This window comes from Pseudoalteromonas sp. MMG006, assembly GCF_018101025.1.
GTDB lineage: Bacteria > Pseudomonadota > Gammaproteobacteria > Enterobacterales > Alteromonadaceae > Pseudoalteromonas.
On the sequence record NZ_JAGJEJ010000004.1, the window covers coordinates 134290 to 160257 of the forward strand.

At 36.9% G+C, this 25968-nt stretch carries 20 protein-coding genes; 8 read left to right on the plus strand and 12 right to left on the minus strand.

Annotated features, from left to right (window positions below; all coding sequences use genetic code 11):
- Positions 1-5: 5 nt before the first annotated feature.
- Entirely contained in the window at positions 6-1244 is a 1239-nt protein-coding gene (locus J8L73_RS06335; protein WP_211015518.1) for an AAA family ATPase, read from the minus strand.
- A 773-nt stretch (positions 1245-2017) separates the two neighbouring features.
- Here J8L73_RS06335 and J8L73_RS06340 point away from each other — a divergent pair.
- The gene (locus tag J8L73_RS06340; protein WP_033021802.1) at positions 2018-3232 is read left to right on the plus strand and encodes a hypothetical protein; all 1215 of its coding nucleotides are present in this window, start codon (positions 2018-2020) and stop codon (positions 3230-3232) included.
- 70 nt (positions 3233-3302) lie between these two features.
- Here the strand turns inward: J8L73_RS06340 and J8L73_RS06345 are convergent, their stop codons facing one another.
- A complete protein-coding gene (locus tag J8L73_RS06345; RefSeq protein ID WP_211015520.1) occupies positions 3303-4178 on the minus strand; it encodes a DNA replication terminus site-binding protein in 876 nt (291 codons plus the stop codon).
- A 916-nt stretch (positions 4179-5094) separates the two neighbouring features.
- Between J8L73_RS06345 and J8L73_RS06350 the strand changes: the two genes are divergently transcribed.
- A complete protein-coding gene (locus tag J8L73_RS06350; RefSeq protein ID WP_002962128.1) occupies positions 5095-6444 on the plus strand; it encodes a 3-deoxy-7-phosphoheptulonate synthase class II in 1350 nt (449 codons plus the stop codon).
- Positions 6445-6504: 60 nt separating this feature from the next.
- On the opposite strand, the gene J8L73_RS06355 is transcribed toward J8L73_RS06350, so the two are convergent.
- Positions 6505-7314 carry a pyruvate, water dikinase regulatory protein gene (locus tag J8L73_RS06355; protein ID WP_211015521.1) on the minus strand — a complete coding sequence of 270 codons (810 nt, stop codon included), beginning with the start codon at positions 7312-7314 and terminating at the stop codon, positions 6505-6507.
- A 154-nt stretch (positions 7315-7468) separates the two neighbouring features.
- Here J8L73_RS06355 and ppsA point away from each other — a divergent pair, with 154 nt between their 5' ends.
- Entirely contained in the window at positions 7469-9844 is a 2376-nt protein-coding gene (gene ppsA / locus J8L73_RS06360; RefSeq protein ID WP_211015523.1) for a phosphoenolpyruvate synthase, read from the plus strand.
- 65 nt (positions 9845-9909) lie between these two features.
- On the opposite strand, the gene J8L73_RS06365 is transcribed toward ppsA, so the two are convergent.
- Complete coding sequence (locus J8L73_RS06365; protein ID WP_211001174.1) at positions 9910-10119, minus strand: PGPGW domain-containing protein; 210 nt, start codon at positions 10117-10119, stop codon at positions 9910-9912.
- A 145-nt stretch (positions 10120-10264) separates the two neighbouring features.
- On the opposite strand from J8L73_RS06365, the gene J8L73_RS06370 reads away from it, so the two are divergent.
- Complete coding sequence (locus J8L73_RS06370; protein WP_211015526.1) at positions 10265-13312, plus strand: FAD-binding and (Fe-S)-binding domain-containing protein; 3048 nt, start codon at positions 10265-10267, stop codon at positions 13310-13312.
- 143 nt (positions 13313-13455) lie between these two features.
- Here the strand turns inward: J8L73_RS06370 and J8L73_RS06375 are convergent, their stop codons facing one another.
- A complete protein-coding gene (locus J8L73_RS06375; protein WP_211015528.1) occupies positions 13456-14655 on the minus strand; it encodes a cation:proton antiporter in 1200 nt (399 codons plus the stop codon).
- Positions 14655-15866 (minus strand): tyrosine-type recombinase/integrase, encoded by a 1212-nt coding sequence (locus tag J8L73_RS06380; RefSeq protein ID WP_104644155.1) that lies wholly within the window; start codon positions 15864-15866, stop codon positions 14655-14657. The genes J8L73_RS06375 and J8L73_RS06380 overlap by 1 nt, the downstream gene beginning before the upstream one ends.
- 141 nt (positions 15867-16007) lie before the next feature.
- Here J8L73_RS06380 and J8L73_RS06385 point away from each other — a divergent pair, with 141 nt between their 5' ends.
- Positions 16008-16571: a YSC84-related protein gene (locus J8L73_RS06385; protein ID WP_211015530.1), complete on the plus strand. Its 564-nt coding sequence runs from the start codon at positions 16008-16010 to the stop codon at positions 16569-16571.
- A gap of 141 nt (positions 16572-16712) precedes the next feature.
- Here J8L73_RS06385 and J8L73_RS06390 read toward each other — a convergent pair whose 3' ends face one another.
- The 5 genes from J8L73_RS06390 to J8L73_RS06410 form a co-directional block, all read right to left on the minus strand.
- Complete coding sequence (locus tag J8L73_RS06390) at positions 16713-17591, minus strand: hypothetical protein (protein WP_211015532.1); 879 nt, start codon at positions 17589-17591, stop codon at positions 16713-16715.
- 61 nt (positions 17592-17652) lie between these two features.
- Positions 17653-18669: a patatin-like phospholipase family protein gene (locus J8L73_RS06395; protein WP_211015533.1), complete on the minus strand. Its 1017-nt coding sequence runs from the start codon at positions 18667-18669 to the stop codon at positions 17653-17655.
- A gap of 138 nt (positions 18670-18807) precedes the next feature.
- On the minus strand, positions 18808-20214 hold the full coding sequence (locus tag J8L73_RS06400) for an alanine/glycine:cation symporter family protein (protein WP_211001167.1): 1407 nt from the start codon (positions 20212-20214) through the stop codon (positions 18808-18810).
- Positions 20215-20340: 126 nt separating this feature from the next.
- On the minus strand, positions 20341-21252 hold the full coding sequence (locus tag J8L73_RS06405; protein WP_211015535.1) for an arginine deiminase-related protein: 912 nt from the start codon (positions 21250-21252) through the stop codon (positions 20341-20343).
- The gene (locus tag J8L73_RS06410; RefSeq protein ID WP_211015537.1) at positions 21249-22331 is read right to left on the minus strand and encodes an ornithine cyclodeaminase; all 1083 of its coding nucleotides are present in this window, start codon (positions 22329-22331) and stop codon (positions 21249-21251) included. Before J8L73_RS06410 ends, J8L73_RS06405 begins: the two co-directional genes overlap by 4 nt.
- A 167-nt stretch (positions 22332-22498) precedes the next feature.
- Between J8L73_RS06410 and J8L73_RS06415 the strand changes: the two genes are divergently transcribed.
- The 3 genes from J8L73_RS06415 to J8L73_RS06425 all read left to right on the plus strand — a co-directional run bounded on the left by J8L73_RS06415 (position 22499) and on the right by J8L73_RS06425 (position 24923).
- On the plus strand, positions 22499-22930 hold the full coding sequence (locus J8L73_RS06415; protein WP_089349805.1) for an Lrp/AsnC family transcriptional regulator: 432 nt from the start codon (positions 22499-22501) through the stop codon (positions 22928-22930).
- 75 nt (positions 22931-23005) lie between these two features.
- Complete coding sequence (locus J8L73_RS06420) at positions 23006-23716, plus strand: AraC family transcriptional regulator (protein WP_211015539.1); 711 nt, start codon at positions 23006-23008, stop codon at positions 23714-23716.
- A gap of 349 nt (positions 23717-24065) precedes the next feature.
- Positions 24066-24923 (plus strand): EamA family transporter, encoded by an 858-nt coding sequence (locus J8L73_RS06425; protein WP_211001164.1) that lies wholly within the window; start codon positions 24066-24068, stop codon positions 24921-24923.
- Between the two features lie 30 nt (positions 24924-24953).
- On the opposite strand, the gene J8L73_RS06430 is transcribed toward J8L73_RS06425, so the two are convergent.
- Complete coding sequence (locus tag J8L73_RS06430; protein WP_089349802.1) at positions 24954-25949, minus strand: patatin family protein; 996 nt, start codon at positions 25947-25949, stop codon at positions 24954-24956.
- Positions 25950-25968: the final 19 nt, after the last annotated feature.

Sequence of the window (25968 nt, forward strand, 5' to 3'; positions counted from 1 at the left end):
CATCCTTACTTAGGGGTATTGAGTGATGATTGAGTAGACTGCCAATTTGATCGAATTAACATTTCAAGTTCATCTACTACGTCTTTGATATTTTCTTGTGCACGCATTAGTGACTCTCTGCTTGCTAAGCTATCAGAGGCTTTTTGATCAAAAATTGTATTAAAAGACGATGAACTAGCGGTAATTGCAGAGCTATGATTAATTGGATAACTCATTACTTGGCGGCCAAAAGCGCTACGAACATCTTTGACTATATCGCGTTGAGAATGGTTACCTTTTACATAGTTGGTCACTAAAAACTGCATAAAGTCCCAACCATCATGCCCAAGGGCTGCAACAGTATGATAAATCTCGCCTAATCGTTTTAAATATTTATTATTAGCATCAAAATCAACAGCTTCTGGATGAACCGGTATAAGCATAGCTGTAGATGCCATTAAAGCGTTATAAAACATAAAGTTAAGGGTTGGGGCTGTATCAATTAATATAATGTCAAACTCATCTTTAACCGGGTCAATTACTTTTTCAAGCAACTTATGATAATGCCGAGTTTGCTCATAATTAGAGGTGTCTTTGAGTAAAGTAGCAGTTTCATGTTCAAAATAAAAATCGTCCATACCTGATGGTAAAACACGAATATTAGGAATATGGGTTGGTAAAAATGAATTAGAAACAAACTCTGGCCAAGTTTCACCTTCGTCTAAATCAATACAATCACGCATTAAATCGCCAACAGTAATTGGATCGTGCTCGCTTGAAGGAAAGAAGCTTGAAGATGAACCTTGTGGATCTAAATCAATTATACCAATACGGTAACGTTTAATATTTGTAGTTGCTAAAGCAGCTGCAATATTAACCATGCTCGTTGTTTTACCACAACCACCTTTAAGCGAGTTAATTACTATAACTTGTAATTTATCGTCATCAGTACGGTGATCCGGCTTAATATCCATAATATCAGCCATAGCAAAAATATTTACTAACGTGTAAGCATAATGCCCATTAGCACCGCGTTTTATATTAAGATCGTCAAAATCACCGTTATCATGTCGTCTTTTTAGAGTACGATTATTGCAACCAAGTAAATCAGCTGCTGCTTTTTGAGTGTAAGTTCTTAATTCTTTTTCTTCTGATTTAAGATGAGCGCGGTAATGTTGAATACGTCCTTCTAGAGATTTTTCAGCAACTTCAGCGGTTGCTTTTAAAAGCCGGTAGGTACTTAGCGCGTTGTTATTGATTGACATACTTTCTTCCTCAAAGTTAGGCTTTAAGTATAATGTCCATTCAAATAGCTGTAAACAACTATTTAAGGCGACATGCATTTTAATAACAAGACATTCAAAAATATTTTTACACCTTTAATATCGCTTAGTATAAATAAAGAAGTTTAAAGGTGGTTAAATATATAAGGTAATAAAGGTTAAGGGTGTATAATCAATACATAACTATATGATTTTTAATAATAATACTAAAAAAAGCAGATCAGCTTTATACTTGGTTAAGATCAGATCTTTATCTACCCTTGGATCACCTTTTTACTAAGCTATATTTTAAATATAGAGTTATACACAAGTTACTCCATTAGTTATGAACAAAAACAGCTTGGCAGATCAACTTTTAACTAAGTAAATTATGAAGTTATGCACTAGGCTGTGCTTTAAAACGTGGCTTTAATTGGTATAGATCTGATCTGTAGTAAGTACAGATCAGATCTATGCTAACTCAATAAGCCTTTATCCACAGGGATGAAAAATTTAAGGTTAGTTTGTCGTGCTAAATTTACAAAAAGAACAAATCTGATGGACAAAATAACGCCTGAGTTAGTAAAAATTAGATTTGTAAGTGTAAGGTTAGTAGAATAGTGATCTAAAATCATGATAAATACATTAACCTTAGTAAAATATTGATCTGAACGTTTTATTTAAACTTAGATCACTTTTATACTAACTTAAACATTTAACTTTTGTCGTTTTATGTGTTGTTATTAGCTGTCACAATAAAAATGGAAATTAGAACAATGAGCCGAAAGGTCAACATCTCGGTAGATAACTTGCCCGATACACTAAGGGGCCAAATCCACGGGGTGGAAAGTGCAATCGATAATGAAAGTTTAGCACTGTTTACAGATAATAAAGATGTGCGAATTTCAATCGAAAATGCAGCTCATGGATTACGTGCTTACTCTAACACATTTAATCATTATGATTTGTGGGGTCGCTTTGTACGTTCTGGCCATAAAAAATTGCCACTAGAAGAAGCTCCTAAAAAAACGATAATAACGCGTAAAATATCTGAAAAAGTAGATGGTATTTTATATGATGGCGAAATAAAAATAACTCCCGCTGTTGTCAGTACACGCAAAGATGGCGAAGACGTTGAATACTTAGTTTGGCCATCAGATAGAGAAGAAAAAGTAGAGCGTGCACTTATTCGTTTAGCCTCTAAAGGCAAAATAGTAAAAATTAATTTTAAGTCCGGTATTCAATATGCGGTCGTTTTTTCTATGAACGAATTGGCACAGGAGCTTAAAGCGGTAGGGCAGTCAATGCCTTATCCAGCAATCAAAGAATCATTAGAAGCACTTCAAGGTTCTAAACTTTCATTTAAATATTCCGCGACCGACACTAAAAATTCAGACATTGACGACTCTTTTTATGAGTCAAATATGAACTTTTTATCGTCGCTACACTTTAGTGGTAAAAAAGGTCAAGGTGGTAATGTTAAATGCGTTGCATGTTTAAATGCATTTGTTCATAACATGATTGATAACCTTGAATACAAAGGATATTACTTTAATAGTGCGCAAGAATTAAAACGCGGATTATCACGTTGGATGATGTTGCGTTTGTATCATCTTTGGCGGTATGCGGCGCCAGGTAAAACGTATCATTTTAGATTACTTTCTATTATGGAAAAGTATGGCTCTATTTATTCTACCGACGACATTACTGAGAATAAATTAAAAGCATTACGTCGCGACATGACTACAACAATGAAAGATTTGATCGAGAAAGGGGCTATATCTGAATACAGCATAACAAATGTAAAAGATGACAAAACCGGAAATATTATCGACTACACATATGAAATGCATCCATCAGATCAGTTTTGCGATGAGATACTTACATTAAACAAACACAATAAACGCATAGAAATTCAAGGCGGTAAACGTATCGTTGAGAATGCAGTTTTAATTGATGAAGATAAAATTGAAGAAATAGTAGAAAAATAAAAAGCATTATTTTAAACAATTAAACACCTAGCTAAAAAGGCCACATATAGTGGCCTTTTTAACATAATCATTATTTGTCTACTTGCTCTAAATATAACCTATCGACTAAAAAATCATACTCTCGCTTACGTGGGTGAGCATCTGGCTTTTGATAATCAGGTAAAATACCAAGCTTTACATCTGGTTCTGGGTTTATCAAAATAAAGGGTAATGCAGCACTAACGTGGTAACGATTTTGAGCTGTGTATCTAACATTTACTTGAGGGCTTACACGGGTAGGGCGTCTAATCCTTAATTTTTCTTTTTCACCTAAACTAGCTACACGCATTTGTTCTTGTGCAACTAATGATTGCCATTTTTGTTGATCAATCATTCTGGGGTTTCTGTAACCGGCCGATTTATCAAGCATCTCTAAAGCCATTTTTTTGGTGAGTGTTTTTGTTGCGTGCTTATGCATCCACGTAAAACGTACTGAAAAAGGCGAATCACTCTCAGAATGTATTTTTCTGTAGGCAGCTAAAGTAATTAAATTAGGCATTGCATTGTGTACTGCTTCAAAACGAGCATCGTTATTATCTATTGCGACAATAAAAGCTTTAAAATCAGCCTTAGCCTTATTCACCTGAGCTATTCGATTATTAAGCGCTTCTTTATTTGCATTTTTAATTACTAGTAAACCAGGGTGGCGCTTTAAAACACGACTACTTAAACCATCTTTTTTATAAATATCAGTGAATGAATTAAGGATAGATTTATGTGCTAAATCACCTGAAATCCTATTAGTGATAATAGACTCTGGAACAATGTTTTCATCAGCGCTACTAATATCAGGCAACTGATAATATTCAGCCTTTGAGTATTCACAAGCTTTTAGCTCTTCTACTAACATTAATGTTAGCTCATTCATTAAATCAAACTGACTTCTTATTTGTATTTTACTAACCATATGCAACCAAGAACACATCTTACATTTTTATAATTATCACATATAACCTTTTGCTTGTTGATTAATTTCTTTAAATTTTTTAACTATGTTGAGATTAATACCACTTCGATATAAGTATGATGTGTTCTTTATTTATTAGCTGTATATATGACCACCTCATACACTCTAATTAAATATAATTTGCTAATGTAATAGCCTGTAGGTTAGCTGTGATATCATTAAATCTAACTCACAAATCTACTATGGTGATAAGTAATAAACTGCAAATCATGAGTGTGAGCTGTTTTAATTATTTATACTCTGGATGATTGAGGCTTTGGACTCAGAGGACAAAATGAACGATATCAATGTTATGGAACTTAACTAAACAGAGGTTTTTACTTTGCTGGAATCATTACAAGTTAGATGAACGCAAGTGCACTAAGGGTTGTAAATTGAGTGCATAGTGGACTAAGTGGATAAGCTAGCTTCAAATAAACTAAAAACTCATAAACACTATTAGTAATTTTATTACCAATTCATTAGAGTTACCAGACCAAGCCCATAGCACAATTTTATCTGCATTCATACCGGTTATCTTTTTTTAATTATTTAACCCGTAAAGCTAAGATTACAAATCACGCCATTTTAGTATGATGTGTTCTCTTGTTGTTTGTATACATATAATGCATGTCTTTAATTTAATATAAGATACTTAAAATATAATCAATTTACTTTTATCTTATTGTTATTAAATGAATAAATATTATAAAAAAAACAAAAAAATGGCATGTAGAATAGCTTATTTAAGTTATGAAATTTATATATACCTAGCTCATAACTAAATAATTGGTAATTAGTGAATTTAGTCCTTGAACTTAGGTGCCTGCATACGTTAATTTCTTCTTATCAGGTAATGTAGGAATGAGGAAAGAACATGCAATCGTGGAACCCAAATAGTTGGAGAGAGCTGCCAATACTGCAGCAACCACAATACCCAGATCAAGAAGAGTTAAAGTCAGTAGAGGGCCAATTAAAAAGCGCTCCGCCATTAGTATTTGCTGAAGAAACAAGAAGCTTATTTAAACAGCTTGAAGATGTGTGCGAAGGTCGTGCATTTTTACTTCAAGGTGGTGATTGTGCTGAGTCGTTTAGTGACTTTAACGCAGCTAATATTCGCGATACATTTAAAACCATTCTGCAAATGGCGGTTGTATTAACTTACGGCGGTAAATGCCCGGTAGTTAAAATTGCACGTATGGCTGGCCAATATGCAAAACCACGCTCTGCAGATTTAGAAACAATTGATGGAGTTTCATTACCATCTTATCGTGGTGATATTGTAAATAGCTTTGAATTTACAGAAGAAGCTCGCATACCAGACCCTCAACGTTTAATGAAGGCTTACCACAACAGTGCAGCTACATTAAACTTACTACGTGCATTTGCACAAGGTGGCTTAGCGGACTTACACCAGGTTAACCGCTGGAATATGGGGTTTGTTGCCGCTAATCCGCAAAAAGAGCGATTCCAACAACTTGCAGACAAAATTCAAGATGCACTTGAATTTATGGAAGTGTGTGGCATTAATTCTACAATTGCACCTAGCCTTAAAGAAACAGATTTATATACTTCTCACGAAGCCTTATTACTAGGTTACGAAGAGGCGCTAACACGCCGTGACCACCTTTCAGGTGATTGGTACGACTGTTCAGCACACTTTGTTTGGATTGGTGAGCGCACACGCCAGCTAGATCATGCCCACATTGAGTTTTTCAAAGGTATTAAAAACCCAATAGGTGTTAAAGTTGGCCCTGGCATGGACCCAGACGACCTAATTCGTTTAATTGATGCAGTAAACCCAGATAACATCCCGGGTCGCTTAACGTTAATTACACGTATGGGTGCTGATGTTCTTCCAGAGAAACTACCAGCATTAGTTCGCCGCGTTCAACAAGAAGGCCGTAAAGTAATTTGGAGCTCAGATCCAATGCACGGCAATACTGAAAAAGCGACATCTGGTTACAAAACACGTAGCTTTGATAATATTATGCGTGAGATCAGCCAATTCTTTGCAGTACACAAATCTGAAGGTTCATACGCAGGTGGTGTTCACTTAGAAATGACAGGTCAGCACGTAACAGAGTGTACAGGTGGTGCTTACGGTTTATCAGACGATGACCTAGCTCAACGTTACAAAACACAATGTGACCCTCGCTTAAATGCTGACCAAGTATTAGAAGTTGGTTTCTTAGTAGCTGATTTATTAAAAGACGCTCGTAAGTAATAAATAAAAAATTAAAGCCGCATATTGCGGCTTTTTTTAGCAAAAAAGTAAATTAGTTTGTTAGTACTTACGTCGCTCAAGGTTACTGTCAATTAAGATTTTAGCAGATATTTCTTCTACCGAGTGATGGGTAGAATTAAAGAACGAAATTTTATGGCGCTTATATAACATTTCTACTTCACGTACTTCTATTCGGCATTGCCTAATAGAGGCGTATTTAGAATTTGCCATACGCCTATGTCTAATTGCAGCTAAACGTTCAGGGTCAATAGTCAGGCCAAACAGCTTATGTTTGTAAGGGAGTAAACACTTAGGTAATCCCTCACTCTCTAAATCGTCTTCTGTTATTGGGTAATTAGCGGCTTTAATACCGTATTGTAAAGCCAAATATAAACTGGTTGGTGTTTTACCACTACGACTCACGCCAACTAAAATAATATCGGCTTCAGAAAAGTTTTTAATATTGCCACCGTCATCATTCATTAGTGCGTAGTTGACGGCGTCAATTCTAAAATCATAGCTTTTTTCGTGAATAGAATGCGTGCGGTGAATTTTTGGTACTGGTGCTACATCAAGCTCTTTTTGTATTTTTTCGCTATAAGTAGAAAGAAAATCGTAAGCAACAGCATCGGCCGATTTAATAATTTCACTTAAGTTATGATTAACGAAGGTAAAGAACACAAATGGCTTCTCACCTTCTTTTGCAGCAGTTGCGTTAATTAACGCTTTAATTTCATTTGCTTTTTCTTCTGTTTCAACAAAAGGAATAGTTTTATGATTAAAATCAACCGGGAATAACGACAAAGTCGCGTGCCCAAACACCTCTGAGGTGATTGCAGTACCGTCTGATATATAAAAAGCAGTTCTCATAGTTAACCTTTTTATTACGTTTAATCCCTAAAATGGGTTACTCACGGTTTACGTGAGGACTAATGCCAGTGTAGAATGAAGGTGACCTTTATAAAAGGTTTTCTTTCTTAACTCTCACAGTTTCAACTACAATTTGTTTTTTGGAGAAAGACCCGTGCAAGAATACGTTCTCTGGTATCAAGAGCTTGGTATGCAAGATGTTCCTCGTGTTGGTGGTAAAAATGCCTCACTCGGTGAAATGATTTCAAACCTAGCAAACGCAGGTGTACAGGTTCCGGGTGGTTTTGCCACTACAGCCGACGCTTTTAACGAGTTTTTAGATCAATCAGGACTCACAGCAAAAATTCACGACATTTTAGATACACTCGATGTTGATGATGTAAATACACTTGCCAAAGTAGGTGCCGATATCCGCCAATGGATAATCGATACACCATTCCAACCTAACCTAGATAAAGCAATCCGCGACGCTTATAGTCAACTCCACGGTGACACAACAACAGATGTTTCTTTTGCAGTACGTTCATCAGCTACCGCTGAAGACATGCCAGATGCATCATTCGCAGGCCAACAAGAAACTTTTCTAAACGTAGTAGGTATCGACTCAGTAATGGTCGCTATTAAACACGTGTTTGCTTCTTTATTTAACGACCGTGCAATATCGTATCGCGTTCACCAAGGTTACGATCATCGTGGCGTAGCGTTATCTGCTGGTATTCAGCGCATGGTACGCTCAGATAAATCAGCATCAGGCGTCATGTTTAGTATTGATACAGAGTCTGGTTTTGAAGACGTTGTATTTGTTACATCAAGCTATGGCTTAGGTGAAATGGTTGTACAGGGCGCAGTAAACCCTGATGAATTTTATGTTCATAAACCAACCTTACTGAAAAACAAACCTTCAGTGGTACGTCGTAACATTGGTTCTAAAGCCATTCAAATGATTTACTCAGAAGATAAAGCGCACGGTAAGCAAGTAGACATCGTGGATGTAGACCCAGCGCTTTCAAACAAATTTTCGATTACAGATGAAGAAGTGCAAAACCTTGCCAAACAAGCTGTAATCATCGAAAAACATTACGGTCGTCCTATGGACATCGAATGGGCAAAAGACGGTAATGACGGCAAACTATATATAGTTCAAGCGCGTCCAGAAACCGTGCGCTCAAACGAAGACGCAAACGTAATGGAACGTTTTCAATTAAACGGTACTAGCAACGTAATTGTTGAAGGCCGTGCAATTGGTCACAAAATTGGTAGCGGTGTTGTACGCGTACTCGATTCAATTAAAGAAATGGATCAAGTACAAGAAGGTGACATTTTAGTGACCGACATGACCGACCCAGATTGGGAACCAATCATGAAGCGTGCTGCAGCCATTGTTACAAATCGTGGCGGTCGTACGTGTCATGCTGCAATTATTGCACGTGAATTAGGTATTCCGGCAGTGGTTGGTTGTGGTAATGCAACCGATTTAATCAAAGCGGGTCAAGAAGTAACAGTATCATGTGCCGAAGGCGATACAGGTTACATCTACGAAGGTATTTTAGACTTTGAAATACTAACATCGCGCGTTGATAGCATGCCAGAACTACCAATGAAAGTTATGATGAACGTGGGTAACCCTGAGCGTGCATTCGACTTTGCACGTTTACCGCATTCAGGTGTTGGCCTTGCCCGTGTTGAATTTGTTATTAACCGCATGATTGGTGTGCACCCTAAAGCGCTTTTAAACTTTGATGCGCAAACACCCGCTCTACAAGCAGAAATTAATGACATTATTGCCGGCTACGAATCACCTGTAGAATTTTATATTTCTAAGTTAGTAGAGGGTATTTCTACACTGGGTTGTGCCTTTGCACCAGAGCGCGTAATTGTGCGTATGTCTGATTTTAAATCAAACGAATACGCAAACTTAATCGGTGGTGAGCAGTACGAACCAGAAGAAGAAAACCCAATGATTGGTTTTCGTGGTGCTGCTCGTTATATCTCTGAAGACTTCCGTGATTGTTTTGCCCTTGAGTGTGAAGCAATAAAACGCGTAAGAAACACCATGGATATGACCAACATTGAAATCATGATCCCATTCGTACGTACCCTTGAAGAAGGTAAACGCGTAATCGAATTACTAGAAGAGCATGGCCTTAAACGTGGCGAAAATGGTCTTAAAGTAATCATGATGTGTGAGCTTCCTTCAAATGCATTACTTGCAGATGAATTTTTAGATATGTTCGATGGATTTTCTATCGGCTCTAACGATTTAACTCAGCTAACACTTGGTTTAGATCGTGACTCAGGTTTAATCGCACATTTATTTGATGAGCGTAACCCTGCTATTAAAAAGCTACTTTCAATGGCTATTAAAACAGCTAAAGAAAAAGGTAAATACGTAGGTATTTGTGGCCAAGGGCCTTCAGATCATGAAGACTTTGCAGCATGGTTAGTAGAGCAGGGCATTGATTCTGTTTCACTAAACCCAGATACAGTACTAGAAACTTGGTTATACCTAGCAGACAAACTTGCTAAATAATCGCGTTTATTAGTAACTAATAAATATGCCAGCTTAATAGCTGGCATTTTTGTATGTGGCATAATTTAGCGTGCTAATTTTTTATCTAAATAAATACACGATTTAGTTAAGGCTTTTTGGCATAGTTTTAAATAATGCCTGGCTTTTGGGTAGTAAAAAGAAAAGCACAGTAAGCCCGCCATAAAAAATATCAGCGACGGGCCTGGCACGATTGCAAAAAACAACCCAAGCAAAATAAACAAAACACCTATGATCTGTAATAGTAATTTTTTCATATAAACCTCTACACATTGGCTTAACTTGATTATAAATACAGAACCTCAAAATACGATAAAAAGAGTGTTACAAACTGTAAAATCTTCAATTTCTATTAGCCATCACCATGATATAATTACACAAATGCCTTAAATTATCGCCGTCATGATAGCAACAATTACACAGCAAGATGCAGCGACCGAACTTGTCGCTAATTACTTAAGTACTATTAAAAATCAAGGTTTTAGCGGAGACACCGATGCAAGCTATGCAACGCGTTTAACTGCCTCTACCGATAACAGTATTTATCAGCAAATTCCGCAGGGTGTTATTTTTCCTAAAACCGAAAAAGACATTCAACTCGCTTTGCAAACCGCATCTCGCGACCCATTTTTGTCGCTTACTTTTGGCCCTCGCGGAGGTGGTACGGGTACTAACGGGCAGTCACTAACGCCCGGTATTGTTGTTGATTTATCACGTTATATGCGAGAAATTCTCGAAATTAACGTAGAAGAAGGTTGGGTAAGAGTACAAACAGGTGTAATAAAAGATCAATTAAACGACTTTTTAAAACCCTATGGTTTTTTCTTTTCACCCGACTTATCTACTAGTAATCGTGCCACTATTGGCGGAATGATCAGCACCGATGCATCAGGCCAAGGGTCACTAGTTTATGGTAAAACCAGTAATCATGTTTTAGGCTTAACCACCTATTTAGTTGATGGCACACCTATGGTTACCTCGCCAATCGACATACAAAAAGCAAAAGTTATCGCTGAGCAAGACTCACTTATCGGCAGCTTGTACAAAACAGTATTAGATATTTCTATCACGCATCGCGATGCTATTTTAGAGAAATTCCCGCGTTTAAATCGCTTTTTAACCGGCTACGACCTAGAACATGTGCTAAGTGATGACTTACAAACTTTTGATATGAGCAGGCTAATTACCGGTTCAGAAGGCTCATTAGGTATAGTTACTGAGGCAAAATTAAACTTAACTCCCATAGCCGAATTTAAAACACTTATAAATATTAAGTACGATAGTTTTGATTCTGCACTTCGTCATTCACCTTTTTTGGTAGATGCACGCGCAACCTCTGTTGAAACAGTCGACAGCAAAGTATTAAATTTAGCGCGCGAAGATATAATTTGGCATTCAGTATCGGACTTAATAACCGATGTACCAAATAAAAATATGCAAGGGCTCAACATGGTTGAGTTTAATGCAGTATCACCCGATGACATAAAAGACAAAGTAAACACACTTTGTACATTATTAGATCAGTGCGTAGTAAATCAAACCAACGGTGTAATTGGCTATCAGTTAACCAACGATAAAAGCGATATTTTAAAAATTTACGCAATGCGTAAAAAGTCAGTTGGTTTGCTTGGTAATGTTAAAGGCAGCCAAAAGCCACTGGCCTTTGCCGAAGACACCGCAGTACCGCCAGAAAACTTAGCCGATTATATTGTAGAATTTAGAGCACTACTCGATAGCCATAATTTACAATATGGTATGTTTGGCCATGTTGATGCTGGCGTTTTACACGTACGCCCAGCACTTGATATGTGCGACCCAGATCAAGAAAAACTACTGCGTACAATTTCTGATGACGTTGTAAAACTCACTGCAAAATATGGCGGGTTAATGTGGGGCGAGCACGGTAAAGGCTATCGCAGCGAGTACGGCCCAGAATTTTTTGGCGAACATTTATTTAATCAACTGCGCAAAATTAAAACGGCGTTCGATCCTAATAATAGAATCAACCCAGGTAAAATATGTACACCCATTGAAAGTGATGACTCACTTGTAAGTGTAGATAGTCAAAAACGTTCCTACTTCGATAAGCAAATATCTATCGATGTAAAAACCAGTTTTAATAACGCCATGACCTGTAATGGTAACGGAATATGCTTTAATTACGACGAAAACTCACCTATGTGTCCGTCGTATAAAGTAACCGGCGATCGTAGGCATTCACCAAAAGGGCGCGCAACATTAATGCGCGAATGGTTACGACTTCAAGACTCTAAAAATGTAGATTTACTGGGAGTAGAAAAAGAACTTAATAAAGGTGAAGTTATTACTTGGTGGGAACGCTTTGTCCATAGCCGAGAAAAAAACAAAGGCGTTTACGATTTTTCTCACGAAGTAAAGGAATCAATGGATGAATGTTTAGCATGTAAAGCGTGTACAACTTCATGCCCAATAAAAGTAGATGTGCCAACATTTAGAGCGCGCTTTTTAAATTATTACCATAGTTATTACGCGCGTCCACTTAAAGATTATTTAGTTGGGAACATAGAAACCTCGGCTCCGCTTATGTCAAAATTTGCACGAGTAATTAATCCTGTTGTAAAAACCAATTTAGTAAGTGGGTTAATTAAAAAAACGGTTGGCTATGTCGATACACCACAATTAAGTATTCCATCACTTGATAAACGTGTAGCCAAAGCGCATAAGTTTAATTTTGAATTATTAAATTCACTTTCAAGTGAAGAGCAAAATAATTATGTGCTAATTGTGCAAGACCCGTTTACCAGTTTTTACGAAGCTGAATTAGTACAAAGTTTTATAACGCTTATAACTGCACTGGGTAAAAAGCCAATGCTATTACCCTTTAAACCAAATGGTAAAGCACAGCACGTTAAAGGTTTTTTACACGAGTTTAAAGTAACAGCAAAAAATGCCGCCGAGTTTTTAAATAAACTCAGTGATATAAATGCGCCACTGGTTGGTTTAGATGCATCGTTAGTTATGTGTTATCGCGATGAGTACAATACAATTTTAGAAAATAACCGCGGTGATTTTCATGTACAACTTGCACATGAATGGCTACAAACTCAATCTTTCAAATCGTTAAGCGCAAAGCAAAAACAAGATACAGAATTTACACTACTTAGCCACTGTACAGAAACAACGGCTTTACCAAAAGCGGCAAGTGTTTGGAAAACTATTTTTACCGACATTGGTTTAACACTAAACACAACAAATACTGGGTGTTGTGGAATGGCAGGTACATACGGCCACGAAGCACAAAACCAAGAAAACTCACGAGCACTTTACGAAATGAGTTGGAAACCAATTGTAGATAAAAATAAGCCAGAGCAACTTTTATCGACCGGGTTTTCGTGCCGCAGCCAAGTTAAACGCTTTGAACAATTTAAACCTAAGCACCCAATAGAGTTACTCGCACAGGTACTTAGCTAATAAAAGTTAAAAATAAAAAAGGCGTAACTTAAAAATAAGTTACGCCTTTTTTATTAATACCAATTCACTTAATTAAGTGATCAATTTTGAGGCTGGAAAACGTGTTGGTACCTCGGCAAAAAATTCAATAATTTTTATAAAAGTTATTTAGATTGTTTAGCAAAACTATCTGCAATTGGCTTTGTACTAATACCGTGAATAAACACACTAAATAAAATAGTTGTCATAGCGATAGTAGCAATGTCGTATTTATTTTCTATTTGTGTATCTATAACCATTAAAGTAAAAACAATCGATGCTAAACCGCGAGGTCCAAACCAAGCGAAAGTAAAACGCTCTTTTAGTGTGAGTGCAGTAAATTGCAATGACACCATTACAGGTAAAATCCTAATTATTGTTGTACTTAATAATGCATATATTACAATTTCACTGCTTAATTTAGGAATGACTAAGTAAGCGCAAACAAACCCAAACAAACACCAAATCATTAATGATGTGAAATCGGCAATGTGTTCTGAGTCTTCAATTAGCTCTTTTTTAATCTCAACTTTTGAAAATTGATCAAATAATAATCCTGAAACAAAAACAGCAATAAACCCGCTAGCATGACAATATTGTGCAATCGAAAATACCGCCATTGCAAAGCCTAATAATAAAAATGGACTCGTGTTCTGCGCAAAATAATGTCGCTTCATAGCAAAATTTAACAGCGGTATGAAAATACCAGTAGCAGCAATAGCAATTAAAATAGCTAAACCTAATTCTCTACTAAAAACACCTAACGTTTGAGAAGCAGTTATTGCCGACTCAGGATTTTTTGCAAGCAACATAAAAATTAAAAAAACAGGAACACACAACCCATCATTTAAACCACTCTCTGTATTTATGCCTTCTCTGATTTTTTCGGGCACTTTGGTACTTGCTAGCAAACCTTTACTCAATGCAGCATCTGTAGGTGTTAAAATAATAGCGACTAACGAAGCTTGAATTAAAGATAAATCAGAGAATAAAAATAAAGCACAACCTATACCAAATAATAATGTTAAGGGTAGGGCTACAAATAATAATAAACTAGGATATTGAAAACTGTGTTTTAAAACACCTAACTTTGATTTAGCTGCATCCGAAAATAAAAATATACTTAAAGTAAGTTCAATTAAAGGCAGTAAAAAATCAATTCCTGTTTTTAATTCCTGTCCTTCATTAGGCAGTAACCACGCAAGTAAGCCGCCACCAAGTACAAAAAACATAGGGCCTGTAATTTCTGTTCGCTCTAATTGCCTAATTGAAATTGAATAAATTAAAAATAATAAACCAATAAATGCTATTACTAAATACTCCATTAAATTTTCCTTTTAACGCCAGATTTTGCTCGCTCTTTAATATTTGTTTGAATGTAAATTTGATCGGTCGTTGCAATTTTAGAGTGTCCTAAATCTTCCGATAAATGTTTTAGTGGTCGTGTTTGTGCATCATGCGTGGCTCCCGTGTGACGTAACCAATGCGCAGTTGCTGCTTCAAGTTGTTCTGCATCATCTTTAAAACCATCATCAAGTAAAGATTGTTGGGCCAAATCAAAACTTTGCTGCACTAAGCGTCTTATTTGCCTAACAGTCATTCCACCTTGGCCACGAATTTTATGAACTAACGGTTCTGACTCATCAACACGAGGTAGGGCAGGTAACCCTCTGTATAATCGGTAACGTTTTAAATATTCAACAAAATCATCACTTAATGTAACATCTCGCAGTTTATTACCTTTACCCATTATTCTTAAAAACCAAAAGCCGTCGTTATCTTGCCAAAAATGCGACATAACAGGTGACCACTGCGGGCGCTCTGACAATTCAGAAATTCGTAAATATAACCCTTTTAAGCAAGCTAAGGTAAATAAGTTACGCTCAAGATCTGGTTTTTGTTCGCATAAATCGCGTGTTACACCAAATACATACTCCCATTGTATGTCACTTAATGTGTCTGGGATCTGAATTTGTGACTGAACCACCAAGTAGGGGCTATTTTTTTTAACTACAGGTACAAAGTTCGCGAAGGTACGTTCTTCTAAAATCGCAAATTTAAAAAACACGTTTAATGCAGTAAACATAGCCGATAAAGTTTGCTGGCTTGCAATAGATTCTTTTTGCATGAAAGGGCGCCAATTTTGGTTTAATCGGCGAATACCTTGCTCATCTTTATAGCGCCATTGCACAGAAGTTGATGCCCATTTTTTATCTGGCTCGACCATAAAATCCACATAGGCTTCGATATCTTCACGTTTTAGATCGAACACTGATTTTTCTGCAATTAGCCAAGACCATAAATAAAAGCGTTCTAGCTCATTTCGAAAACGACTATATGTTGCTTCTGATTTTCGCCCGTAGACATATAAAAATTGGTATAAAAATTTAAGATCGGCCTTTGATTCAGTTACAGTCAAGCCAACTTGCTGTATAAAGGATGCAAGTTCTGGGTATTCTGATTTAAGAGTATCGTCATCAAGATGAGCAATTTGGTATCTTAATTGTTTTAACGTATCAACTAAAGCAACAAGCATAATGTGTAAATATTCAATAAAATAATAGACTTACAGCTTAACTTTAAAGTCCGATACTGTCTAGTATTGGACATAGTGAAAGTTTAATTATTTACACATTTTTACTGATTTAGTTTTGCTAGGTCTTATTAAGGAAAATTTATGAAAAAGTTTATTATTTTAAGTGTAATTACATTAAGTGTTTTACTAACAGGTTGTGCTACAACGGGCAGTGCTTCACCAAGCGAAAAGCGCTCTTTAGTGCAAAGCATGAAATCAAATACGCTAGACAAATTATATGCACAAAAACCCGATGTTAAAAAACAAATTGCCAACTCGGCTGGTTACGCTGTATTTGATAACGCAAACGTCAATGTTGTTTTAGCCAGTTTTGGTGGTGGTTATGGTGTAGTAAAAAATAACCTAACCGGTAAATCAACTTACATGAATATGGGCGAAGCCGGTTTAGGCCTAGGTTTAGGTGTTAAAGACTTTAATGTTGTTATGGTTTTTCATAACCAAGCAGCAGTAAATAGATTTATTGAACACGGTTGGGCATTTGGCGGAAACGCTGATGCAGCAGCAAAATACGAAGATAAAGGCGGTGCATTAGTTGCCGAAGCGATTGCAGATCAAGTTACAGTATATTCTTTAACCGAAAATGGCCTTGCACTACAAGCTGTATTAAAAGGCACTAAATTTTGGGTAGATTCTGAACTAAATTAACCCCTAATTACTCTCCTAAAAGCGGGCTGGTTTGTATAATCACGCTCGCTTTATTATAAACAACACAATTTAACATAACGTAATTTATGGGTTGTTTCATAAGTATTACACGTGTCAATTGTATTTTAAAAAAATAAAATGTTATTTTATATTTTCGATAATTCGATTTACAAATATTCCATGGCTACTGCTTAGGTCGTTCAAGTGATCTGTAATATCTTTGACCTCGAAATGAGATAAACCTACATCGATTTTTGTTATTTTATCAATAATATCTAGGCATTTAGTTATTAGCCAATCATTGTTATTATTAGCATTTAACTTATTATCCTCATTGCATAATTTAGAGAGCTTAATCGCCTGTGCTATAGTATTACGTTTAACGTCTAAGATTTCGCTAATTTTAAGATTGATAAATTCGATATCTATTTTTGCGGACCGAATTTTATTATTAGTATACTCTTCAAGTTTGTTACTTTCAGTTTTGATACTTTCATTATTAACTAATATCTTTTTATTCAATTCTTCATACTTAGCTTTGGTTGAGTCATCTACCTCCAATAGCCTTTCAGTAATTAACTTATTAAATTCATTATTCTTATTTTCTATCTCATGTATTTCATTTTTAATTATTCCAATATTTTGCAAATGATGTTCTTCAATTATTTTATTTATTGTTAAAACCTCGTTTTCTATTTTATTGTTTAACATTGTTTCAAAGTTCTTCTTTTCATCATCAAATCTTCTATTTGCAGAATAAAGATTTATCCCTAGGAAAACTAATAAAAATGTTGCTGAAAACCCTAAAGCCCAGTAGTAAGAATTCCTAAGGTCACTGGAAGAACTTTTTAGTATTTTGTTTTGTTCTTCTAATTTGATTATTTTTACTTTTAAATCACTACTTATATTGTCACTAACTTTTTCATCAATATCTCTACTATGAAGACTATGAACACTAGGAGCTTTATATTCTTTCTCTCTCTGTTCAGCTGCTATAGCTGTTAAAGATAAAAAATACAAATAATAATAGTCAATCGTTTCATTTGTTTTCCTTTTTATAAATAATTCTTCGTTTAAGTATTTACTTTAAACAGTTGTCAAACGCTTCAGCCAATTTTTCAGTTTCACTAAAAACGGTATTCCAATATTTAATGCGTGTGTCTGCATCGAGATCGGTAAAGTCGTTTCTGTCTGGAATCTTTCCGTAAGGTAAACCGGCTATAAATTCTTTTGATGGTGAGATCATCACCACGTTATCGTAATTTTGTGCTGCTACTTTACGTTTTAAATTTTTATCGAACCACCCTGCTTTTGGCTCTGAATTAAAATGCGGATATAAAATTAAGCCGGGATTATTAATTTTTAAATCAAAGTGGTAGTCAATTATTCCGCCATCGCGATACATGCCTTGTGGCGAACCTGCAATATTTTTTATGCCTTGCATAACAAGTGGTATTGAACCCGATGCGAGTAAGGCATCTTTTAAATTAGTTTGGCTAAGTGGTATGTTTTGTGTTTTAAAATTATAACTGTCGGTTATTGATAAATTGCTGTTTGGCGCGCCAAAAATAAATCGCTCGTACTGCGCGCCTAATAATTTTCGGTTTACGCGGTTGAGCATATAACTTTTTGATAAACCCAGTAGCTGTATTAATTTATTTTCGCTGGCAATAAAGCCATTCGATTTTGCGACAATAAAGTGCGCTTTAAATACGGGGTTATTTATAATTTCGGTTACGCCATTATCGCCAAAAACATCTTCAAGTAATGCGCGCGCTTTTATTGTTATTTCATTTGGTGTTGGTTTATTACTTGAGTACCTAGTTTGCGAATACGATTTTGCTAAGCGCTCAATGGCAGCAACGGGATCGTTTTGTGCAAAACACGCCGAGCGAAAAGCGCCGGCAGATGAGCCAATTAAATTAAGTGGTTGAGTACGGTTTTTAAAAAATTCACCAAAAATATATTTATCTAAGCCGAATAATGTAAACCACTTAGGCCCACCACTTGCGCCTAAAAAAGAGGTGAAAAGTTCAGGTTTAAAGCCTTGTTCGTTTATTATTTTTGCTGCGGTTTTACCTGCGTGGATCTCGATCATCTAAAAAGTTGTGCCTTTATTATTGGTTATTTTAGTTGTTTATTTAAAACTGAAAGTGAATATCTATTCAAAATAAAAAACGGCTTTATGTTGCCATAAAACCGCTTTTTATCATTAAAGTTGCTTAAAATTCGGGAATCAATCCCAAATGCCGTCTTCGCATTTGCCCTGTACTTTTACATCTTTTACTTTAAATTCGGGCTCTATGCCTTTTTCTATTTGTGTGTTGTAGTCGCGATTAACAGACAAAATAGTTGGTGTAAGCAATATAATAGCGATTACGTTAACCACTGTCATTAACCCTAATGCTATATCGGCTAAGTCCCACACTTCTTTTAATGAAGCGGATGCGCCCCAAAGCATCATTGATAAATAAAGTAATGTATAAATTGTGCGCCCTACTTTGTTATCGAGCTTAAATAAATGCAGATTACTTTCAGCATAAGCATAATTTGCTACTACCGAGGTAAATGCAAATATGGTAATTGCAGCTGCAACAAAGTAAACACCGCCTTGTGCTAAATGGGCGGTCATAGCGCTTTGTGTTAAACGTATGCCTTCCATTTCGCCGCTTATATCTACATCGGCTAATAAAATTACTACGGCGGTACAACTACAAAGTACAATGGTGTCGAAAAACACGCCAAGCATTTGTATGTAGCCTTGTGTTACTGGGTGGTTAGGAATGGGGCTTGCGCTTGCTGCAGCATGCGGCACACTACCTGCACCGGCTTCGTTAGAATATAAACCGCGTTGAATACCATTTTTAATGGCTGCACCCATTGCACCTGCGCCAGCCTCTTGTAAACCAAAAGCCGACAAAAACACATCTTTAAGCATGGCAGGTACTTGCGGTAAGTTCATAATTGTAATAATGACGGCAGCTGCTACAAATAATATGCCCATAAATGGCACTACACGCTCTGCAAAGCGGGCTATGGCTTTAAAGCCGCCAAGTATAATTGAGCCTGCTAATACCGTAATTACTAAGCCTGAATAAAAGGTGGATACTTCAAACGCATAGTTTAGGGCATCAGTTATGGTATTGGTTTGCATTGCACTAAAGGTAAATCCGTAACCTAAAAATAAACACGCGGCAAATACAATAGCAAAGGCACGGCTGCCTAAACCTTGTTGAATATAATAAGCGGGGCCACCTCTAAATTCTCCGCTACTATCGCGTACTTTATATACCTGGCCTAATACGCTTTCGGCAAAACCTGTGGCCATGCCGAGTATGGCAATTACCCACATCCAAAAAATGGCACCACTGCCACCGAGCGATATAGCAACGGCTACACCCGCTAAATTACCCGTACCTACGCGAGCACATAAACCTGTACATAATGCTTGAAACGATGATATGTCGTCTTTTTTACACTTACTGCTGCCTTTTAACAGGCTAAACATGTGTTTAAATTTAAGTATTTGTATTGCCTTTAAACGTACCGAAAACCAAATACCAGCAAACAGTAGTATGTAAATGAGTACTTGCCCTTCCCCCCATAAAAGGCCATTTACACTTTTAACTATGGTATCGAACATGGGCTAATCCTTTTATATTTATTATATTTTTACTCAATAGTTAGTTGAATAAGCGGCATTTGATTATGCGTATTAGCCATAGATAAAGGCAGCTTTACTGCCTTATAATGTGGGCTTAGCGATAGGTTATTTACTTTGCAAGTGAATGCCTGCAATCATGCATCTAACCGAACCACCCGCCGACTCTATGGTTGGTATAGGTAACGGAACAAGTTTAGCTGTTTTTTGTATTGCTGTTTTTTGCTCGGTTGTAAGTGCATTAAACGCCGTTTGTGAGAGTGCTAAAATACGGCCATTTTCACCTTGTAGCTCTATTGCGTTACCGCAAAAGCTACTTATTTGCGCATTAGATAAGTTTATTACTTCTAAATGGCTTTGTATAAAATGGCTAGTTAATTGTTTGTGCTGACTATTTGGCACCATATCTAGGCTGATCATGGCAAACTCTGTAGCTACACACATTAATACATTAGTATGATAAACAGCAGTACCTTGTGTGTCGTACGCGTTAAAAACAACAGGCTTTAACTTAAGTTGCTCACACACAGTATTAACCACTGTTTTAGTAGTGCGCTTAGACTCTACTGCATAAGCAAGCTTATGTTGGTGGTCAATTACAAGCGATCCGGTGCCTTCTAAAAATGCATTTTCTTTCGATAAAAATGAATAATCAGTCACAGACAACACTTTATAGTGATTAGTCAAAAAATCAATAATATCTTTACGATATTCTAGCCTTCTGTTTTCTGCGTACATTGGGTACATAACTAGTTCGCCACTATTGTGAGTAGAAAACCAGTTATTAGGAAACACTGAGTCGGGCGTATGTGTGTGCTCGTCTTCAAAAAGGTGAACTGTTACGCCTTCGTTTTGCAGCAATTTAACTGCATTAGTTACTTCATCAAAGGCGAGCTGGCTTTGATTATGTGAATGACAGGTACTTTGAAATGTGTTGTCTAACATGGTTTGCGGGTTAGACGTAAAATGATGCGGACGCACCATAACCACAGCTGTTGGAGCTTGGTTTATTATGCTCATGCTACTTGCTCTTGGCTTACTGATTTATTGCTTTGCTCTGTATTAAGCACCGAAAACAAGTTACGTGGGTCGGCTTGTTGTGTAATTAAATCGAGTAGTTCAAATTCTCCTGAGGCAATTAGTTCGTCTTTTATAAATACAAGGGCAGTAAAGTCTTCGCTTGCAAAGCCTACGCCATCAAATATGGTTAGCTCATCTTGGCTTGTACGCCCAAGCGATTGTTTATTAATTACTTTATGAAACTCTGTAACCGCAAAGCTTTCGCTCATTTGTTGTATTTCGCCCTCTATTCTGGTTTGCGGCTCGTACTCTACAAACACATTTGCGCGCTCTAGTAATGTTGAATCAAGCTCTGTTTTTCCTGGGCAATCTCCACCTATTGCATTTAAATGCACACCCAGCGGGATCATATCACTGGTTAAAATAGTGGCATTTTTTTTATCGGCTGTGCAGGTGGTAATAATGTGCGCGCCTTGTACGGCCTCTTTTGCGCTATTACAAATAGTCACGTTTAGGCCACAGTTACTTAAATTGTTAAATGCTTTTTTCGACGCGTTTTTGTCAATATCGTATAAACGAATATGAGTAATGCCTAATACCGCTTTAAAAGCTAACGCTTGAAACTCAGACTGAGCACCATTACCAATTAATGTAAGTGTTGTTGAGTTTTTAGGTGCTAAATACTGTGCAACCAGTGCCGAGGTTGCTGCTGTGCGTAATGCTGTTAATAGGCACATTTCGCTGATCATCACCGGATAGCCGCTATCAACATCAGACAAAATACCAAAAGCCGCTACCGTTTGAAGCTCTTTAAAGGTATTTTTTGGATGGCCATTTACGTATTTACAGCTAAACATTTTGCCATCGCTTACGGGCATAAGCTCTATTACGCCATCAGGAGAATGCGCTGCATAGCGCGGTGATTTGTCAAATTCGTGCCAGCGAGCAAAGTCGTGTTTTAACCTTTGCGTAAGTTTAAGTAAAACGTTTTCTATTCCTACTTTATTTATAAGCTTGGCCATTGTTTGTACGCTTACAAATGGAACGCCTTGTTTTGGCTGTGCTATAAAGTGACTCATGACTACCTCTGTAATAACAATATGAACTAATTGAAATAAGTTTATCGACTACAGATGTCAGTTAAAATGCTAATACTTTATACAAACAATAGTATTTTTTAGCAATTTGCTATGCAATAAATTACAAATTTAGTAATTTGTAATAAACACATAACCCAAGGCGTTTTATGACCCCTTATATTTACGACTCATTAGATAACGCGTTAATAGCCGAATTAAGAAAAGACGGCCGTGCTTCTATTTCGGCATTGGCAGATGTATTAAATGTATCGCGCGGAACAGTACAAAACCGTTTAGACCGATTAGTTTCATCGGGTGCTATATTAGGTTTTACTGTACGGGTGCACGAACACATAGAAACCGAAGCCGTAAGAGCCATTATGATGGTAGAAGTAGTGGGTAAATCTACCTCGCAAGTTATAAAAACCATGCGCGGCATACCCGAGCTTACTAAGTTACATACCACCAATGGCGCTTGGGATTTAGTAGCAGAAATACAAGCGGGAAACTTAAGTGACTTTGATGGCGTACTGAGGCAAGTGCGCGAAATAGATGGTATTTTAAATAGCGAAACCAGTATTTTACTGTCATCTACTTAGGTTTAATTTAGCTCATGTTTTACGTGAAGCACTTAAGCCTACGCGCTGTTTATGTATTTGGTAATGGAGTATGCAATGAATAAGCTTTCAATTCGGTATTATTCGCAAGATATAAAGCGCCACCAGCATAATTACCACCAACTGGTTTTACCCTTACATTGCGAAATACACATAACATTAAATGATGAGTTTAAAACAACGGTAAGTACCGGCAGTTGCATAGTGATAGAGCAAAACGTAGTTCATGCTTTTACGGCCGATGAAGCAGCCCGCTTTATTGTTGCAGATTTAGATGCGCTCCCTGATAACCTTATTAATCTTTTTTGCCCTAAAATCTCAATAGATAACCGCTTATTAAGTTATTTACAGTTTATAGAGCAGCAAATGCTAGTGGTGAGTGATGATGCGCTTACTCATTCAACCTTTGATTTATTTTACTTATTACTTTGTGAGCAAGTGAACCATAGCAATATTGATAAGCGAATAGATACTGTAATAACCACTGTTAAACAAAATTTAGCTTACCCGTACACGTTAAAAGAATTAGCCGATATAGCGTGTTTAAGCGTAACGCAGTTTAAAACTGTGTTTAAAAAAAGTACCACTATGAGTGCGTTGCAATATTTAACCATGTTACGAATTCAACATGCTCGCGCCCTTTTAATCCATTCAGACTTGCCTATTGCTTTAGTTGGTGAACGAATTGGTTATAACGATGCCTCTGCTTTTAGCCGCCGGTTTAATTTATATTTTGGACAGCCACCTAAGGCGTTTGCAAAGCTGTAATATAGATTACCTGAACACTAAATAACCTGAGTTCTGGATAATAAATCTATCTCAAGCAGCTATTTTTAGCGCTAACTGCGTTGAATTTCCTTGCAATAGACCAGCTATTGCAAGGAAATTCGCCTTGTTTTCACCAAAAATTTCTAGCTAGAGAGAAACAGGCTTAAATATCGTTATTATTTATAGTGTTTTTAAATCTCTTAACCAGAATTCAGGTTAAATAATAAATTTATCTCAAGCAGCGTTTAGATTAAATTGCGCCAGAGCAAACAATAACACCGTCTTTTTAGCACATTTTTATAGATTCATATTGATACACTCAGTAAATCGTATATACGGAGTGTAATTAATGGCAACAAACATAGGCTTTTTAGCAATATTTTCGTGGGGGCTTTTAGCATTACTAGGTAATTTAACCAAAGCGTTACCTGCTTTTCAGTTACTTTTTATATGCTTTGCAATCTCTTTTATTATTTTATTAGTTAAACGCTTAGCAACAAAACAGCCACTATTAACACCGCCAACGCTTTCTAGAAAACAGATTATAATAGGTGTTACAGGCTTATTTGGTTTTCATTTTTGTTATTTTATGGCTTTAAAATACGGCCCTTTAATAGAAGTAAGCTTAATTGTGTACCTTTGGCCATTATTATTAGGTGTATTTGTTGCAACGCCTGGGAGTAAATTTAAAGCTATATTGGGTGGCTTATTGGGGTTTTTAGGCACACTTAGTTTAATTACCGATGGCAGTGGGCTATCAATAAATAGTGAGTATTACTTAGGGTATTTTTTTGCAGGTTGCTGCGCAGTACTGTGGTCGAGTTATTCTTATTTAATGTCGCAATTTAACAGCCACATAGATGATATAGGCTGGCTTTCGTTTATTGTGGCCGTGCTTGCCCTTTGTGCACATTTTTATTTTGAAACAACCGTAATAAATTTATCTGTTTCACAATGGCTAGGCGCTATTTTATTAGGATTAGGCCCAGTAGGCGGTGCATTTTATTTATGGGATTACGGTTTAAAGTTTGGTAACCGTTCGGTGCTTGCCTCGTTAAGTTTTTTAACGCCGGTACTTTCTACTTTTATTTTAATATTCGCCTCGCAAGCCCCATTTAGTTGGTCTGTATTTATCGCTTTGGCGCTTATTTTATTAGGGGCAGCCATTAGCAATAAAAAGCCATCGATAAGTTTAAAAAAAACGTAGCTTTAGTTTTGCGGAAGCGTTATTACACAGCTACATTGCGTAGCTGTGTGCGTAATCTACGATACGTGCGTTTTGGCTTTTTAAATACTCTCTGCCCGCTTTTACACCTAGCTTATGATCAAAACGTAAATCGTTGTTTGAACTGCCTAATAATTTACTGTGCAGCTTTTCGTCTGCAAAAATTTGTATAATCTCTACATCACTTGGTGGGTTAGCAATAAAGTTAAGCTCATCTAAATACGCTTGCTCATGCTGAATTAAGTAGTCGAGTGTTTTAGGGCAGTAACCAGATGCACATGCAAATGTTCTTAATTTTTGCACCCACGCAGATTGCGCCTGAAAGTGTGCGTCTACCGTTCTTATAACCACAATCTTACGTGCGCCACGGTTATATGCTTCGCGTACAGGTAATGGTGCAGCTAAACCGCCGTCGAGGTAAAAGTCTTCTTCGCTTTGCTCTGCCGCTAAGTGTGCTTCGTTTGCCGCTTTTGTATCTAACCACGGTGTTAGTTTAACGCCTTGTTTGTATAAAAACGGTAATGCGCTTGATGCTTTTAACAGATCGCGCCATTGTTTGCCTTCACCGGTAGGTGATAAGTAATAGGCTTTTCTGTCGCGTGCGTTAGTCGCGGTTATTAAAAGCTCACGATCGCCTAAACTAGTTTTAGCTGTTTTAAAGTCGAGTACTCTGTTTACCTCAGTGGTTTTATCAAAGTACCAGTCTAAATCTACTATGTGTTTACCCATTAAGCCGCGACCTAGTTGAAAAAAACGTTTATTGCGCGAAAGCCCTCTAATTAAGCGCTTAGCGTAACCTTTTTGGCGAGCTAAGTAGCTAGTTAAATTTTGCGAGCCAGCGGAGGTGCCAATAAATAAGTCAAATGGGTCGTAGTTTTGCTCTAACCACGCATCAAGTACACCAGCTGTGAATATCCCTCGTTGTCCGCCACCTTCAGCAATCAGAGCAACTTTTGGCTGCGCTGGTTTAGTAACTGAATTAGCTGATGGGGTGTTTAGAGAATTCACGGTGTACCTGCCTTTAATT